We start from the raw sequence: 15,415 nt of genomic DNA, 5'->3' as shown, positions 1-15,415 counted from the left end.
GCGTGACGAACGCAGACCACACAGCCGGTGGCGGGCGTGACCTGGCCTTCCTGATCGGCGAAGCACCTTGGTACGCGGAGGATCTGAACATCGGGGACTGGATGGATCTCGGCACGGTCCAGATAGAGCTCGCCGAAGTCCTTGCCTTTGCGGGTCGGTTCGACCCGCTGCCGATCCATCTCGATGAAGCCAACACCACGTTCGGCGGAGTGATCGCGAGCGGGGTGCACACCATGGCCCTGTTCTCCAGCCTGGCGTCCCGGATCTTCCTCCCACGCCTGGCCATCGTCGCAGGCAAGGGTATCGACCGGCTCCGGATGCCCGTTCCGGTGCGGCCCGGATCGACCTTGGCCGGAGCTGTGGAGATCACCGATATCGTCATGCACTCCAGACGGGCGGACGTGTCCTATCGGGCGACGTTCGTCGATACCTCCGATCGTGTGGTCCTGAGCTTTGTCGCGATCACCGTGGTCTCACGACGGATACCAGCTTTATAGTCCGTACTGCTGTGTTCCGGCGAGAAGATGACACACCGGATATCGGCCGTCACCCGTCTCGGCTGGGTAGCCATCGCTGCGGCACAGCGCCTTTCACGCCCGTACCGAGGCCTGGCTGAACAGGATCGTTGCCCGAGTGCGAACGGCCTTGGTCAGAACGATCCCCGGTGGGGGCAGATGTCTTGAACAGACCGATCGGCAAATTTCAGGGCCTGACCGATTGTCCAGTCCGAATGTGTCGACAAGACTTCTTGCCCAGCGTCCCACAGTGAACCATCGTTGGGTGGTCGCATCAACCCGCATACGGACTGACCTTCGCGGATCGCCTGGTGGCTGTCCATCCTGATGCCGTCTCCGGCAATCGCCTGGAGGAAGACGGAGTAGTTGGCGTTGGGATCGACAGTGTCCGGGGCGGCGTCCGCCGGCACTCCGGGCGAAATCAGCAGCGATAACGAAACAAACGTCACCGCAAGCATTCTCATCATGGCCCCGATCATAAGGCCGTCAACGACGGATCTGTGGCAGTTTGGACATGGCATGCGCGGCCGAGCCCGCGCCCTGCTCAACCATCGCGCTAAATCAATACACTGTAGATAACTGGACCTGGTGCGCGCCGGGTGGTGAGGTCATCGGCATGCGGTGCTGGAATGGGGGGTCAAGGCAGGCGTCGCGGCGCGTGGCGCCGCACGGTAGCGCCTGGTCATGGGCGGTATCGGGTTCACCCGGAAGGCGGCCGATTGCCGGATCGCTTGCCGTGGGACTAGTGGTGGTTGACAGCTTTAACCTAAGTGCATAAGTTTATGTGTGACGCGAGCCACGTCGTTCCGCGTCGCTGATCCGCGAGAGGAGCGTTGCTCGACGTGACGGCTGGCAAATGTGCGCCTGCTGCGGATCTCTCGTGGAATTCGTCGTGAACAACTCCACCATGGCCTCCGGGAAGTTCCGACGAAGTGCGGGATTCAGGTCCTGTCGAACGGAGTCTTCCATCCGGATCCGACAACCTGATCGCCATGGAAATGGCTCCGCTGCTGTACTTTTCAGCTCTGAACGCAACAGCCCTGGCTCGACCCGGCGCGCATTGGTGCCTGTCGCAACCGACGGGAATCAGTGCCCAGAGAAGAAACACTGAGGAGATTGCGTTGAAGACGTGGAAGTGTTCGTGGGCTGTGCTGTTCGCGGCGCTGGCCATCAACGTGGTTGCCGCGCAACCAGCGCGTGCTGATCCGTTGATTCCCCTTACGCAGGCTGAAATCGACTACCTCGGCCACGCCCGCCAGGTGTTTGCAGCCAGTCACAACCCGGTGTCGTTCCGTAGCGATGGTCAGTTGCTGAGTGACGGTTGGTATGCCTGTGACAAACGAGCGGCGGGCTTCGTGGGAACCGAGTCGACATTGGTCACGCCCGCGCTTACTCAATTGGCATTCATATACCTGTGCCCGTAGTAGCGCGGCAGGCCACGGATTCGCCACACGAGCCGATTGGGCGACTGGTGGCGTGTGACGTCGGTCGCTGCCGGTCCGGCGCTCTGCTTCTGGCCAGGTCACGGGCTCGGGCGAGGGCAACGCGGTAGACGGTGCGCCGGGGTTCGAGCCTCGGTCGATGTCTGTTGGCAGTCGGTCGGTGTGGGTGCTCGCCTGCGGGCGTATGTGATTCGACAAGTGCTGGATCGAAAAGCGCAATTTTGCATCGCCTTTCGTGTCCCTAACCGTTCGGCGGTCGACGAACCGGCGGGGCCGCGGTGCCGGCACGATGGCCGCCGATGTCACGGTGTCGTCCTCGCACCTGCGATGCCTGTTGTAGCGATCGCGTACCCCGGGGCGTGGATCGAACCCGTGCCCCGGAGGAAGGCGCCCAACGGTGACGGAGGCGTCAATAACTTCGCCGGCCCCGGGGCTTGGCAACTAAAGCCATTAGGTATAAATTGTTGCTCGGCGTGATACAAACCACTTTGCTATAGGTTTAGCTTCGCTGGTCACATCCCTTTTGCGCTAGGTCATCAGGGGCAACGTCGCGGAAGGTCTACGTGCAGGTCTCAGCGTCATATCCGTCTACGGCCGAGGCAGGTCCACGGCGAGATGAGCGACATGATCGACGCAAGCCGGGTTTCCGGTCGGGATTCCACCAACAACGATGGGAGAGCAAGAGTGGCTCAGTCGGCGCTCGCAGTCACCGAGCATCGAGGTGCGCGTCGATGACCTCGTGGCCAAGCCGAAGCGGGATCCTCCAGGGCGTCGCGCCCCGCGCCGGCGTTTCGGCGCCAGTCGAGCTCGTGGTGACCCGATGGTAGGCGTTGCGGACCTGCCGACTGTGGCCAGTCGGCCGGGAGATCCGCTGCGCCAGAGGAGGTCATCCGGCACGCTGCGCACGGTCGGACAGAAGCTCTCGAGACTTGGCCAGGCGCCGGTCGCCGCCGCGGCCACGACGGGCCGCGGCATCGCTCTTGCACTTGCCGTGCTTCGCTATGCCGTTCAGGACACCGTCACTCGTCGCTTGCCAGTTGGTGAGTTCGTCTGGCAGGCGTGGGCACTGTTCAAGGTCACTGCGACTCCGGCGGTGTTGATGGCAATACCGATCGGCGGGATCGTCACGGTCGTCGTCTCGGGACTGGTGGCCCAAGTGGGAGCAACGGCGCTCCTTGGTGCCGCAAGCGGAGTGGGAGTGCTTCGGCAGGGGGCACCCGTCACCGCAGGTTTATTGATGGGCGGCGCTGCGGCCTCGGCCATCGCCTCGGACTTCGGTGCACGAGCCATTCGTGAGGAGCTCGACGCCATGCGGGTGCTCGGTGTGGACCCGGTCCGGCGTCTGGTGGTGCCACGATTCTTGGCGCTGCTGCTGATCGCCCCCATGCTCACCTTGGTCATCATCGTGTCGGGCACAGCCTCCGCGTTCCTGCTCTCGGTCACGGTCAGCGGGGTGGCTCCGGGAAGCTTCTGGAATTCGTTCGGGACCTTCGCCAAGATGACCGACGTCTACTTCGCGATCGGGAAGGGGCTGGTCTTCGCGGCAATCGTGGCCATCATCTCGTCCATGAGAGGGATGGAGGCGAAGGGCGGTCCGCGCGGTGTCGCGGATGCCGTCAACGCGGCGGTGGTCATCAACGTCGTGCTCATCCTGTTCGCAAACCTCATCATCACGCAGATCTCAACGATGTTCTTTCCGACGGCGGTGGCGTGATGTCGGCGCCGGCGGCCCTGGGGCGGGTGCGTTCCGCTGCCGCGGAGACAGCGAAGAGGCCGTTGACCGGTATCGGACAGTGGGCCTTGTTCATCGGTCAGGTGTTCTTCTACCTACCCCTGACGGTGCGTCGATACTCTCGCCAGACGTTGGCCGCCACGATCAACATGGCCTGGGGCAGAGGGGCGTTGGTCGTTGACGGTGGCACCATCAGCGTTCTGCTCCTGCTCGGCGTGGCGACTGGTGCGTCTCTGGGCATCGAGGCGCTTGCGGTGTTGGACATCCTCGGATTCGGTTCGTTGTCAGGCATCATCGGTGGCATCGGCGCTGTCCGTATCCTCGGCCCGATCGTCGCCGGCATCGCGTTCATGTCCCAGGCGGGTACCCGCATGACGGCCGAGATCGGAGCCATGCGCATCGCCGAAGAGATCGACGCCGTCGAAGCCATCGGCTTGCGGCCCATCCCGTTCGTCGTAGGCACTCGCCTGATCGGCGCACTGACGTGTGTGATACCCGGCTATCTACTGACCCTCATGGGCGTCTTCTACACGATCCAATTGGTGGTCGTCACCTTCAGCGGTGAACACGGAGGCACCTATTTCCACTATTTCGTGATGTTCTTGAATCCAACAGACCTCCTCTACTCGACGATAAAGTTGAGCATCTACTGCATCGCGGTGACGCTGATCCACTGCTACTACGGGTATTTCGCTTCGGGGGGCCCAGTCGGTGTAGGTATGGCTTCGGGCCGCGCAGTGCGTGCGAGTCTGGTGACGATCGTGGTCCTGGACTTCACGACGACTGTCCTGCTGTGGGGCCTTCAGCCCGAGTTCATCTTCAAGGGATAGAGGAATTTCATGCTGCGAGGATCAGCTAAGCGCCAGCAGCGGGTATTGCTGTCCATCGGTGGTGCCGTGGTGCTGTGCGTCGTTTTGGCGGTGTCGTTCTTCGTCGTGGATCCGTTTGGGGGACGGGCCAAAGGCCTTTATTCCGTGATCATTTCGACTCCCTATGTGGGACAGGGCGTCCAGGCGGGCACAGCACTGGTCCTGCACGGCGTCAAGGTCGGCCAAGTTACCAACGTCACCAACACTGCCGGCGGCGTCCAGCTCGACACCGACCTGCAAACGGAGCCCACCCAAGGCCTGACCAACAATGTGAGCATAGATTTTCGACCGATCAACTACTTTGGCGTTCCTGGCATCAACCTCGTGCCGAAGCCCGGCGGCGAAGCTCTCCAGGATGGCAGCAGGGTCGCTCTGACGCCTTCGGGGAACTTCACTCTTTCGGAATTGCTCAATCAGTTGGGCAACGTGTCAGAAGCCTCGCTCACGCCACAGCTGATCAAGGTCATTGATCGGGTGACCCGCTATACCGATGGATTGAACCCGCTGTTCGAGACCGCAGTGACGGTAGCGCGAGCCGTCGAGGCCGTGCAGACCTATCCCACGGAGGAACAACTGACCAAACTGTCTTCGGCGGCCGAGGCCGTACCGCCATTCGCGGATGAAGCGATCATGGCAGGCAGGCGAATCATCGATTACAGCTATTACCCCGGGCAAGTTCGTGGACCTGCGGTATCGAGCGGTCCACGACTGGAGTTCCCATTCCTCACGGATGTCGACACTCCGAGTCTTGGTGACATCTCTCAGGACTTTTATATGAAGCATTGGGATGCGTTCCTGAACCTCGCACAGAACGGCCTGTTCGGCGCAGTGGGCAAACTCGTCAGCAGTCACGTGGATGATCTGTTTCCGTTGATCAGCGGGATCAAGGCGATCACCGACACGGGACCTGCCCTGCTGCGACCTCAGGACGTGGCGGAGAAGCTATCGGAATTGCGTTCTCGATTCGAGAAGCTCTATGCCGGAAATGGTACGCAGCATGCAGTTTCGGTTCGCATCTTGCTCGACAGCCTCCCCGGCGTGGCGGCCCCGGTCGGCATCGTGACGGAGGGAACGCCGTGAAAACAATGGCCGCCATGTGGCGGATCGGTGTGGCACTCGCCGTGTCGGTCGTCCTCTTCATCCTGCTGTCGAACACCCTTGTCAATCCTGTCGATGTCGGTACCCGGACGTACGTCGCCGAGTACACCGACGCGTCTGGACTTCATCAGGACGGCGACGTGCGCGTGCGCGGGGTCCGCGTCGGCAAGGTCGAGTCGGTCGATCTGGCCCGAGTCGGTGGCCAGAACGTCGCGCAGGTCAGATTCACGCTGGACAAGAAGTATGGCGTCGTGAGTGCGTCCAGGCTGGCGATCAAGTTCCAAGCCTTGACCGGCGTGCGCTATGTCGACGTAACGAATCCGGCAGAGGGCTATCGCGAACAGGATCTGGTGAAGCAGATACCTACGTCGATGACGCAGCCTTCCTTCGACGTGACCGCCCTCTTCAACGGTCTTCAGCCCGTGCTCGCGACGTTGAGCCCCGACGAGATCAACACGTTCACCGCCAATGCCGCGTCTTTCCTCACCGGTGACGGAAGTGGACTGGCGCCCCTGCTCGAGAGCATCCGCCGGCTCACGGAGTTCGTATCGGATCGGCAGCAGGTCGTGGCAACCTTGATGAACAATCTGTCAGATATCGCCGATGGCCTCGGCGGCACGTCCGAACGATTCATCCACATCATCGACCTGGTGAACCAGCCTGTGGACAAGGTGAATTCGGTGCTCGACGAGTTTCGCAAGGACCTTCTTTACGGCAAGGACTTCTTCGATCCGGTTGCACGCTTGCTGCACAATGCCGGATTCAGGAATGGAAACAGCGTCGACGATGCGTTGGACCGAGCATCCAGCAATCTCGACAACTTCTTCGATGCTTTCAAGTTGGTGCCCGTGATCAACGAGAACATCCCGCCTCCGGGCAACGACGGCACCGAAGTGGAGCCGTGTTCACGCGGCAACTTCCAACTCCCGGAAACGATGGACGTACTGCTGAATGGTCAAAGGGTGGTGTTATGCAATCCCTGAAGTCGAACCGTCTTCTCCATAGCCCGGCGTCTTGGGGTGTGGCAGCCATGGTGGTGGCGACCGTCATCGGGTTGGTCTTGACGTACGTCTACTACAACCCGCCGAGTCAGGGGAAGGCGGTCTCCTTCTACACCGACGACGCCAACGCGATCCGTGTCGGCGATGAGGTCCGGATGGCAGGAATCAAGGTGGGCACGGTGACAGAAATGGCGCTGGAGCCGAACCAGGTACTGGTGAAGGCCAAGATCAAGAACGACGCCTTCGTCGGTGACCAGTCGCAAGTAGACGTGCGCATGCTCACCGTCGTCGGTGGCTACTACATCAATCTGGCGTCGATGGGTAACACGCCGCTTGGTGCTGAACCCATCCCGGTTTCACGAGTAACGATGCCGTACAGCCTTATTCGAACGTTGGCCGACACCACCAAGATCACCGAGAATGTCGACACGAAGCCCATCAACGAGTCACTCAACCAGATTTCGCAGGGTTTGACGGGTACCAATGTTCAGGCGATCAAGACCACCATCGATGCGGGCAACGCGCTGATGTCCACCGTGGAAAGACAGCGCGGCCAGGTGACAAAGATCCTCGACCTGTCGGATGAGTACATCAAGGCGCTCTCGCAGTATCGGGACAAGTTTGCGCAACTGGTGCGCAAGATCTCCATCGCGACCCAGACAATGGTGATCTACGACAAGGGTATCTCGCAGACGCTGCAGGGTCTGGGCGATGTCCTGCTGGCCATCAAACCGCTCGCCGACGCCTATGAAGCCCACCAGGCCGAATTCGTGGAGAAGATTAGGGCCTACCTCGAGCGAGGTCGCGATTTCGTGGAACGCAATGGGCTGACCATACGTGCCCTCAAGCGAGTGCAGAATCTGTTCGATCGAATCCTCAACGCACAGAACGCAGGCCCAGGACTACTGGCAACCGACATGTGCGTCCCGGTTCCGGGGAGCGCCTGCTGATGAATCCTCTGCGTTCACCACGGGTTCGTCGCCTGGCATCGTTGTCGGTCGCTCTGGCGTCAGTAGTCGCCACCACCTCGTGCACGTCTGTCAGCAGGCCGGAAGCGGCCCACTACTGCGCGGTGATGCCGGACAGCGTCGGGCTCTACGTGGGCAACCCCGTCACACATCTGGGTTTTCCGATCGGCAAGATCGACTCCCTCGCTCCGTCTGCTCAATCCGTCCGGGTGGATTTCACCATCGATGACGGACGGCAGATCCCCGCAGATGCGAAAGCAGTCACCAGATCGACATCGATCCTTGCCGACCGAGCATTGGAACTCGTCGGCAATTACGAAGTGACACAAAAGCTGTCCCCGGGCGGTTGCATTCCACTCGGCCGATCGTTGACTCCGAAGAGTCTGTCCCAAGTCATCGGATCCTCGACGAACTTCATCAACTCGATCAACCCGGCAGGATCGGACAACATCGGACAGATGGTGACCGGTATCGACGAGGCGATTCATGGTCAGGGTCCGGGCGTCAACAAGTTGCTCACTACGACGTCGTCGGTGGTTGATTCGCCTGAACAGGCGATCGGTGATCTCGGGTCGGTGACCCGAAACCTCAGACAATTGACCACGACATTGGTGGACGTCGAGCCCACAATGCGCGGAGTGTTCGACGATTTGGCGAACTCCGCGGGGGAAGATGCGGCCGAAACCCTCGAAGGGGCATCGAAGACCATGGAGGGAATCATGCCCGTCATCGAAGCTGCCGGAGCCATCGAGAAGGAGTTGGGTCCGCAGATTCAGCAACTGCTCGACGTGGTTTCGGTCGCGCTCAGAAAGGCCAGTCCGCGCGCACCGTACTACGCGAGCCTGTTGAACGTGGCGCCGCGAGTACTCAACGGACTGATCAATCTCGCGAACAACCACGACTTCACGCTTCACTACCGGCCGCCGCTGTACCGAATCCGCACGCCCGACGGCGTCGCCCAGTGCAACATCATGAACGCGGCAATGCCGGGTAGTTGTGCAAACGTTCACGGCACGCCGTACGCGGTGGACGTGGCACTACTTCAGTACGTGCTGACCGTGGCGGCGAACAGATGATCCGGCGCTCTCGGCTCCTGGCCGGTGTCCTGGCCACAGCCACGGTCCTGGCGGTTTCCTCCTGCGCAGCAATCAATGTCGATGCGCTACCGCAACCGGGACCCTCCTACGACGACGGATATGACATTGTCATGCAGTTCAGCAGTGTGCTGAACCTGCCCGATCGCGCGAAGGTGGTGCTGGACGGCGTGACCGTGGGCGTCGTGTCCAAGGTGAGCCTCAGCAGTGCGGACGTGGACGTCACCGCGCGTATGAAACACGGCGTCGTCGTCCCGTCGAACATCAAAGCCGTTCTGCAACAGGCGACGGTGTTGGGTGACATCTACGTCGCACTTGAGCGGCCGGCGGCAGACGCCGGCCCGGCCCCTGCGCTGGAGCGTGACGGTGTCATTCCGGTTACTCAGACCACGTCCCCACCGCAGCTGGAAGACACCATCGCCAGCCTTGCGAATTTTGTGTCCAGCGGGTCTATCCAACGCGCACAGAACACCATCATCCGGCTCAATCACGTGGTGCCGTCCAGCGACGAGGTGCGGATCTTGACGGGCCGGGTCGAAACCGATCTCTCGGCCTTGGCCGGGAATCTCGATTCGCTCGATCGGCTGCTCGACGGCGTGGCGACGTCCGCTGCGGTCGTGAAGAGCAGAGTTCCAGACCTGCAGTACCTCTTCTCGCCGAAGGGGCAGCTCGGCTTCGAGCACCTCGTCGCTGTCCTGAACTACATCGGCACCATTCTCCCCAGCGTCGGAAGCATCTCCTTGGGAGGGTATTGGTTGGTGCCCTTCCTCAACTCGCTGGCGGACTCCGTGGGCGCACTGCAGGAGTCGAAGGTGGCAGGCGAGGCTGAAATACCCAAGTACCGCAAGGTCTTCACCGACATGTTCCTCCCGGTCGACAAGTATCCGGCCATCAACATCACCTCGATAGTGGGGCCGGATGGTCGGGAACTGTCCGGCAACGTGCAGGACGTGCTGCGAATTCTGGGGGCTACGCCGTGAACGCCATCAAGGCGAAGGACGTCACCTCGTACCTTGCGTTCGCCGTCATCATCACCGTCGTGCTGTTCTATTTCGGGTCACTGGGGCTTCGTGTCCAGCCGCCGTCGAACCGGACGAACCTGTCTATGGACGTGCCAGACGTCAACGGCCTCGTCGTCGACTCGAATGTGTTGTTGCGCGGTGTGCCAGTGGGCAAAGTGACGACGACGAAGACGTCCCTGAATTCGGCGTCCATCGCCTTCTACGTCGAGAGTCCTTATCAGATTCCCGTCGACACCGAGGTGCAGCTGCAGAATCTGTCGGCGCTGGGCGAGTCCTACATCGAGCTGGTGCCTCGGAGCGACGGCGGTCAGATGCTGAAGGACAATCAACACATCTCCACCGAATCGGTGATCCAGCCTCCGTCGATCTCCGAATTGGCGACCAGCGTGGTGCGCATGCTGCATCAGATGAATCCCGAAGCGCTCGCACGCATCATCTCCGAGTCCGATGCCGCGCTACCCGATCCCGTCACGGTGCTCCCCAACTTGTCCCGCGCCAGTAACACGTTCAACAACATGCTCAACGGTCTGAACGGCGAAGGACGCGAACTGCTCAGTAATTTCGGGACGCTCATCCACAACTCCGAGTGGGTCAATCCGGATCTCACCACTTTCACTCCGATCGCGCGGAAAGCGGGCGTGAATTGGCAGGACTTCTACAAGCATCTGCCAATCCTCCTCAGTCGCAACGAGCCGGAAAGCATCGCGGGGTTGAACAACCTCGTCGCGCGGCTGCAAGCGCTCCTCGACAAGAGTGGCGGGGACTTGAAGGTGTTGGGGGAGGCATTGCAACCGAAACTGAACACCATCGCCGCGACGTTGATGAACTTCGACAGCGGGCAGATCCTGGACCACTTCCTTGCGCAAGTGCCTGCCGAAGGGCTGATCACGCTACGGGTGAAGCCATGACGCACGTAGGTGAGAAGTTGCCCCATCGGGCATCCATTTCGAGAAAGGCGACCGCATGACCATCCACGACACCGAAGTTTCGGAAACCCGCGAAGACGATCCCACTGCCCCCGCCGCAGACGCCGAGTCCGCTGAGCACCAGGGGCATTCCCCGGAGGTACGGGACGCCGGGGAGGAGTCCGACAGCGGGAAATCATCGCGACGGCCACGGTCGATCTCGTTGAGTCTGCGGGGCCTTGTCCTCGGTGCGGTGATAGCGGCACTCGTGGCCGCAGTTGCCTGCCTGGGTTGGCTGTACCTGGGTGCGCGCCATCAGCTTGACGCTCAAGCCGTCAGGTCCGCGAACGACGCGCGCGCAGAGCAGATCGCGCTGGACTATGCGGTCAACGCCGCGACGATGGACTACAAGGACCTCCAGGCCTGGCATGTGAAGCTGGTCTCCGGAACCACGCCAGAGCTCAACAAGAAGCTCTCCGACGCGGGTGCCTCGATGGAACAGGTCCTGGTCCCGCTGCAGTGGAGTTCGAACGCGAAACCCCTGCTCGCCAAGGTCAGGTCGTCCACAGGTGGCATCTACGTCGTGGACAGTTTCGTCAGTGTGCAAACCAAGACCGTACAAGCGTCCGAAGCCCTGCAATCGACGGCGACCTACAGCACGACCATCGACAGCAACAACAATTGGCTGATCACCGATGTCGGGGGTATCGGATCAGCGATGGGGCCGAAGTGAGACATCGAATTCGGCGCGGCGCAGCTGTCCTCGTCTGCGCGGTGAGTCTCTGCGCAGCGGGCTTCATGACGGGACCGTCGGCGGGTGCAGATCCCAACGACGAGATCCCGATTCCGGGTCCGCCGTCCGACAGTTCGTTGATCAGGCCCTTTCCTGTCATCGTCCCGACACCCTCGAACTGGGCGCCGAAATTCCCGTTTCCCTATGACCAGACGAAAGACAAGGTCACCCCCGCCGACATTGCGGCCATGAGTGAGATGTGCCAGTGGTACAACGCCCAGTACGCCACGCTGCGCGCGCAGATCGCACGACTGCAGACCAATCGAATCGGTCCGGACGGCAACGACTTCGACTACAGCAGAGACAACATTGCGCAGCAGGTGGACATCGTGACAGGAAACATCGGCCAGGCCCTCGACTTCCTGACACCACGCGTCCAGGCTCTTACCCAGGCGCAGAATCCCTTCGGCGACAACTATTTCCCCATCTACAAGGGCGAGGCCTTCTTCAAACTGTGGGAGCAGCTGTCCAATGTGAACGCCGGGATACTGGCGCATCAACCAGATTGGTTCACCGCACCGTCGGTACAGAAGGCCCAGCGCTGGGGCAGTGACATCTACCGATCACGCGTGTGTGAACAGTGACGAATGACTTGCGAGGTGGTGTGTCATGAAGAGTGCGCAGGCCAAGGCCTGGGGTCAGTGCCCGAGTACACGTCGATCTTGGATCCGGTTACACACTCGCGTCGAAACATGGCTGATGGCAATTGCTTTGACAGCATTCAGCGTCTCCGTGGCGCCGTCGGCGGCCGCGGATTCCACTGACCTCCTGCGTGCGGCAGTTGCGGCGGCACGGCCGGCGGCATGTCCCGTGCGGTCCGACCCGGTGATCGACCAGGCGGCGGACGAAATCAACAAGACAACCGACAGATGGATCAACAACACAGCTCGGGCTGTCCCGGAGACCAATGCGTTGCCGATACTGAAGGAACTTGGTTACGGCGGGTCCAAGGCGTCGATACTGTCAGGAGCTTCGACGTCGGCCACCAATGCGATCAAGGCGACGCTGATTCAGGGCTTTCAGCTGCTCCCGGACTGCTCGTACAAGGACTACGGCGTGAGCACCTTGTACAACGCCAAAAAGGACATGATCCTGACCACCGTTGTACTGGCAGCTTGAGTGGACATCTCGATCACAACCAAATCTCGACGTTCATCGTTCACAGTGGGAGGGAGCCAGGTGAATCGGATTCGATCGGCGACGGTGTCGGTGACCGTGGTGTTGGCCGGTCTGCTGTGCCCGCCAGTGGCGCATGCGGAGGATACGGTCACCTACGACATCTTCTCGGATACGGTCGGCGAACTGGCCGGCGTCGAATATCGCGACACGTCGGGTAAGCATCTTCTTGAGGGCGTGCCGCTGCCGTGGAGTCTCACGGTGCCTGTGGTCGATGCCACCAGCCCGACGGCCGACGGGGCTGAACTGCGGGCTGATTGGCGCCCCGCCTTTCGGACCGCCGCGACCGTCGCGCGCGTGTTGCAGGGGCACTTCGTGACGGTGCGCATCACGAAGGGGAACGACATCCTCTGTGAGAGCATCCTCGACTTGGGAAATGCCGCCTGCTACGGCAGTGTGCCGCACACAGCGGAGAACGAGTCGTCGCCAGGGAACCTGCCGTGATCCGCCGGAAGCGTGCCACCTCGCGACGAGTTGTTCACTGGCTCAGTGCGTTTGCCTGGGCAAGTGCCCTCACGCTGGTGTGCGCGCCTCCCGTGCTCGCGGAACCCAACGGTGGATCTCCAGCGAGCCCGTACCCCGCGACCTACTTCATCCTCGATTACTACGACAAGGTCAAGTATGACGACTACTTCACCAGTAGTGCGGGGGGCGTGTGGTTTTCGACGCCGCTCGGATTGAACTGCGGCATTTGGGACCGAGGTAGCTTCGGATGTTCCGGAGATATCCGCGGCGCTCCTCCCGGTACGACGAACATCGGCTGGGTCAACGGAAATGTCGTCACACGCTACGACTGGTTGCTGGGAGTTCAATTCCCCCCGGGGCGTGCCGAACGTGAACTGGCACCGCGCAGCTATATCGAATACAACGGGACTCGGTGCGCAACCATGGCCGATGCGAGTACCTATTGCGCACGCGGCCCGTTCAGATTTTTCGTGACGCCGACGCGCACGTGGTTGAGCCCCCCGTGACACACACGACGAACCGACGAAGTGGAATCCGCATGCGAACCTCTGCTGCACTGTCCGGCTGTGTCGCAGCAATGATGCTTGCGCTGTCGGCATCACCGCGCGCACAGGCGGATGACGCCGACGTCATTCGCCAAGCGCGCGACGTCGGCATCGCGAACAGCGATGTCAATATCATCAGCGCGGGTCGATCGGTCTGTTACGTGCTGCGGCTGGGCAACCGGCCCCCGGATGAGATCAGCGGCAAGATCGCGCGGACGTTCGTCATCAGCCAGGATCAGGCCCGCCAATTCTCGTTGGTGTCTGCGAATGAATGGTGCCCGCAATGGAGTGGGTTGTTCGCCGACTGAGCCGAGATGCGCGGGCTGTGCTGGTCGCCAGTCGCGGCGAGTAAGCGGATCACTCTCCAAGCCCAATTATGTCGGACTGCAGCTGAACGAATCACGAGCCAAACACACGAGGGCGCGGCAACTGTTGCGCCACTGAGGAGGAGACCACGTGGGCGTCGCAATCGACGTGACTGGACTGAGTAAGTCGTTCGGGTCGTCGAAGATTTGGGAAGACGTCACGCTGAAGGTTCCCGAGGGCGAGGTCAGCGTGTTGCTGGGGCCTTCGGGTACCGGTAAGTCGGTGTTCTTGAAGTCGTTGATCGGTCTGTTGCGCCCGGAGAAGGGTGCGATCTACATCGATGGCACCAATATCTTGGAGTGCTCGGCCAAGGAGCTCTACGAGATCCGGACCCTGTTTGGTGTGCTGTTCCAGGATGGTGCGCTGTTCGGGTCGATGAACATCTATGACAACACGGCGTTCCCGTTGCGGGAGCACACCAAGAAGTCCGAGTCCGATATCCGCAAGATCGTGATGGAGAAGCTCGAGCTGGTGGGTATGCCCAATGATGGGCATAAGTTCCCCGGTAAGTCCGAGTCCGATATCCGCAAGATCGTGATGGAGAAGCTCGAGCTGGTGGGTATGCCCAATGATGGGCATAAGTTCCCCGGTGAGATTTCTGGTGGTATGCGCAAGCGTGCCGGCCTGGCCCGGGCGCTGGTGTTGGACCCGCAGATCATCTTGTGCGATGAGCCGGACTCCGGTCTGGATCCGGTCCGTACCGCGTATCTGTCGCAGTTGTTGATCGATATCAATGCCCAGATCGATGCGACGGTGCTGATCGTGACGCACAACATCAATATTGCGCGGACGGTGCCGGACAACATCGGGATGCTGTTCCGGAGGAAGTTGGTGATGTTCGGTCCGCGTGAGGTGTTGTTGACCTCGGAGGAGCCGGTGGTCAAGCAGTTCCTCAATGGTCGTCGTATCGGTCCGATCGGTATGTCGGAGGAGAAGGACGAGGCGACCGCGGCGGCTGAGCAGGCGATGATGGATGCCGGTCAGAGCGATGGTGGTGTGGAGGAGATCGAGGGTGTGCCGCCGCAGCTGATTGCGACGCCGGGGATGCCCGAGCGTAAGGGTGTGGCGCGTCGTCAGGCGATCGAGGGTGTGCCGCCGCAGCTGATTGCGACGCCGGGGATGCCCGAGCGTAAGGGTGTGGCGCGTCGTCAGGCCCGGGTGCGCGAGATCCTGCACACCCTGCCCCCGGCCGCGCAGGCCGCAATCCTCGACGACCTGGACGGCATCCACAACTACAAGGTGCACCAGCCCACCGACGAGGCGACGGTGGAGTTTTCAGCGACCCGGTGAGTTCCCATCCGGGCGGCCCGACTCGACAGCGATTGGGAGAGTTAGCGGCGTATGTGAGTCATTCCCAAGAATATTCGCTGGCCGTGCTCCCTGGCCGAACCAGCGTATCCGCACCTGTCCCGTGAGGACAGAGC

At 61.3% G+C, this 15,415-nt stretch carries 18 protein-coding genes; 17 read left to right on the top strand and 1 reads right to left on the bottom strand.

The features are described from left to right. Positions 1–2: 2 nt before the first annotated feature. Positions 3–497 carry a MaoC/PaaZ C-terminal domain-containing protein gene (locus H7J86_RS09250; RefSeq protein WP_187098365.1) on the top strand — a complete coding sequence of 165 codons (495 nt, stop codon included), beginning with the start codon at positions 3–5 and terminating at the stop codon, positions 495–497. A 152-nt stretch (positions 498–649) separates the two neighbouring features. Here the strand turns inward: H7J86_RS09250 and H7J86_RS09245 are convergent, their stop codons facing one another. Beyond that, positions 650–982: a DUF732 domain-containing protein gene (locus H7J86_RS09245; RefSeq protein WP_267290523.1), complete on the bottom strand. Its 333-nt coding sequence runs from the start codon at positions 980–982 to the stop codon at positions 650–652. A gap of 525 nt (positions 983–1,507) precedes the next feature. Here H7J86_RS09245 and H7J86_RS09240 point away from each other — a divergent pair. The 16 genes from H7J86_RS09240 (at position 1,508) to H7J86_RS09165 (ending at position 15,281) form a co-directional block, all read left to right on the top strand. Continuing rightward, positions 1,508–1,939: a hypothetical protein gene (locus H7J86_RS09240; RefSeq protein ID WP_267290521.1), complete on the top strand. Its 432-nt coding sequence runs from the start codon at positions 1,508–1,510 to the stop codon at positions 1,937–1,939. Between the two features lie 838 nt (positions 1,940–2,777). Next, entirely contained in the window at positions 2,778–3,671 is an 894-nt protein-coding gene (locus H7J86_RS09235) for an MlaE family ABC transporter permease (RefSeq protein WP_235683554.1), read from the top strand. Beyond that, positions 3,671–4,519: an ABC transporter permease gene (locus H7J86_RS09230; protein ID WP_187098367.1), complete on the top strand. Its 849-nt coding sequence runs from the start codon at positions 3,671–3,673 to the stop codon at positions 4,517–4,519. Before H7J86_RS09235 ends, H7J86_RS09230 begins: the two co-directional genes overlap by 1 nt. Positions 4,520–4,528: 9 nt before the next feature. Next, positions 4,529–5,638, top strand: coding sequence for an MlaD family protein (locus H7J86_RS09225; RefSeq protein ID WP_187098368.1), 1,110 nt, complete (start codon positions 4,529–4,531; stop codon positions 5,636–5,638). Positions 5,639–5,643: 5 nt separating this feature from the next. Continuing rightward, complete coding sequence (locus tag H7J86_RS09220) at positions 5,644–6,639, top strand: MlaD family protein (RefSeq protein ID WP_187099254.1); 996 nt, start codon at positions 5,644–5,646, stop codon at positions 6,637–6,639. Further along, positions 6,627–7,607, top strand: coding sequence for an MlaD family protein (locus tag H7J86_RS09215; protein WP_267290519.1), 981 nt, complete (start codon positions 6,627–6,629; stop codon positions 7,605–7,607). Before H7J86_RS09220 ends, H7J86_RS09215 begins: the two co-directional genes overlap by 13 nt. A gap of 125 nt (positions 7,608–7,732) precedes the next feature. After that, positions 7,733–8,701, top strand: a complete 969-nt coding sequence (locus tag H7J86_RS09210) for an MlaD family protein (protein ID WP_267290517.1) — start codon at positions 7,733–7,735, stop codon at positions 8,699–8,701. Continuing rightward, on the top strand, positions 8,698–9,699 hold the full coding sequence (locus H7J86_RS09205; protein ID WP_267290515.1) for an MlaD family protein: 1,002 nt from the start codon (positions 8,698–8,700) through the stop codon (positions 9,697–9,699). The genes H7J86_RS09210 and H7J86_RS09205 overlap by 4 nt, the downstream gene beginning before the upstream one ends. Beyond that, complete coding sequence (locus tag H7J86_RS09200) at positions 9,696–10,649, top strand: MlaD family protein (RefSeq protein WP_187098371.1); 954 nt, start codon at positions 9,696–9,698, stop codon at positions 10,647–10,649. Before H7J86_RS09205 ends, H7J86_RS09200 begins: the two co-directional genes overlap by 4 nt. 55 nt (positions 10,650–10,704) lie before the next feature. Further along, on the top strand, positions 10,705–11,379 hold the full coding sequence (locus tag H7J86_RS09195; protein WP_267290513.1) for a hypothetical protein: 675 nt from the start codon (positions 10,705–10,707) through the stop codon (positions 11,377–11,379). A 65-nt stretch (positions 11,380–11,444) separates the two neighbouring features. Further along, positions 11,445–12,023 (top strand): hypothetical protein, encoded by a 579-nt coding sequence (locus H7J86_RS09190; RefSeq protein ID WP_267290511.1) that lies wholly within the window; start codon positions 11,445–11,447, stop codon positions 12,021–12,023. A 115-nt stretch (positions 12,024–12,138) separates the two neighbouring features. Continuing rightward, positions 12,139–12,558, top strand: coding sequence for a hypothetical protein (locus H7J86_RS09185; protein ID WP_267290510.1), 420 nt, complete (start codon positions 12,139–12,141; stop codon positions 12,556–12,558). Further along, complete coding sequence (locus H7J86_RS09180; RefSeq protein WP_267290509.1) at positions 12,559–13,059, top strand: hypothetical protein; 501 nt, start codon at positions 12,559–12,561, stop codon at positions 13,057–13,059. It abuts the gene before it with no gap. Next, positions 13,056–13,586 carry a hypothetical protein gene (locus H7J86_RS09175; protein ID WP_267290508.1) on the top strand — a complete coding sequence of 177 codons (531 nt, stop codon included), beginning with the start codon at positions 13,056–13,058 and terminating at the stop codon, positions 13,584–13,586. Before H7J86_RS09180 ends, H7J86_RS09175 begins: the two co-directional genes overlap by 4 nt. A gap of 71 nt (positions 13,587–13,657) precedes the next feature. Then, entirely contained in the window at positions 13,658–13,933 is a 276-nt protein-coding gene (locus tag H7J86_RS09170) for a DUF732 domain-containing protein (RefSeq protein ID WP_267290507.1), read from the top strand. A 148-nt stretch (positions 13,934–14,081) separates the two neighbouring features. After that, entirely contained in the window at positions 14,082–15,281 is a 1,200-nt protein-coding gene (locus tag H7J86_RS09165) for an ABC transporter ATP-binding protein (RefSeq protein WP_267290506.1), read from the top strand. Positions 15,282–15,415: the final 134 nt, after the last annotated feature.

Source organism: Mycobacterium hackensackense (assembly GCF_025822555.1).
Taxonomy (GTDB): Bacteria; Actinomycetota; Actinomycetes; order Mycobacteriales; family Mycobacteriaceae; genus Mycobacterium; species Mycobacterium fluoranthenivorans.
This window is presented reverse-complemented; position numbering and strand designations above follow the sequence as displayed.

Coding starts and splice junctions, on each gene's coding strand:
- H7J86_RS09215 (WP_267290519.1), top strand. CDS start 6,627: ATGCAATCCCTGAAGTCGAACCGTCTTCTCCATAGCCCGGCGTCTTGG.
- H7J86_RS09170 (WP_267290507.1), top strand. CDS start 13,658: ATGATGCTTGCGCTGTCGGCATCACCGCGCGCACAGGCGGATGACGCC.
- H7J86_RS09190 (WP_267290511.1), top strand. CDS start 11,445: ATGACGGGACCGTCGGCGGGTGCAGATCCCAACGACGAGATCCCGATT.
- H7J86_RS09195 (WP_267290513.1), top strand. CDS start 10,705: ATGACCATCCACGACACCGAAGTTTCGGAAACCCGCGAAGACGATCCC.
- H7J86_RS09220 (WP_187099254.1), top strand. CDS start 5,644: ATGGCCGCCATGTGGCGGATCGGTGTGGCACTCGCCGTGTCGGTCGTC.
- H7J86_RS09240 (WP_267290521.1), top strand. CDS start 1,508: ATGGAAATGGCTCCGCTGCTGTACTTTTCAGCTCTGAACGCAACAGCC.
- H7J86_RS09245 (WP_267290523.1), bottom strand. CDS start 982: ATGATGAGAATGCTTGCGGTGACGTTTGTTTCGTTATCGCTGCTGATT.
- H7J86_RS09235 (WP_235683554.1), top strand. CDS start 2,778: ATGGTAGGCGTTGCGGACCTGCCGACTGTGGCCAGTCGGCCGGGAGAT.
- H7J86_RS09205 (WP_267290515.1), top strand. CDS start 8,698: ATGATCCGGCGCTCTCGGCTCCTGGCCGGTGTCCTGGCCACAGCCACG.
- H7J86_RS09210 (WP_267290517.1), top strand. CDS start 7,733: ATGCCGGACAGCGTCGGGCTCTACGTGGGCAACCCCGTCACACATCTG.
- H7J86_RS09230 (WP_187098367.1), top strand. CDS start 3,671: ATGTCGGCGCCGGCGGCCCTGGGGCGGGTGCGTTCCGCTGCCGCGGAG.
- H7J86_RS09225 (WP_187098368.1), top strand. CDS start 4,529: ATGCTGCGAGGATCAGCTAAGCGCCAGCAGCGGGTATTGCTGTCCATC.
- H7J86_RS09185 (WP_267290510.1), top strand. CDS start 12,139: ATGGCAATTGCTTTGACAGCATTCAGCGTCTCCGTGGCGCCGTCGGCG.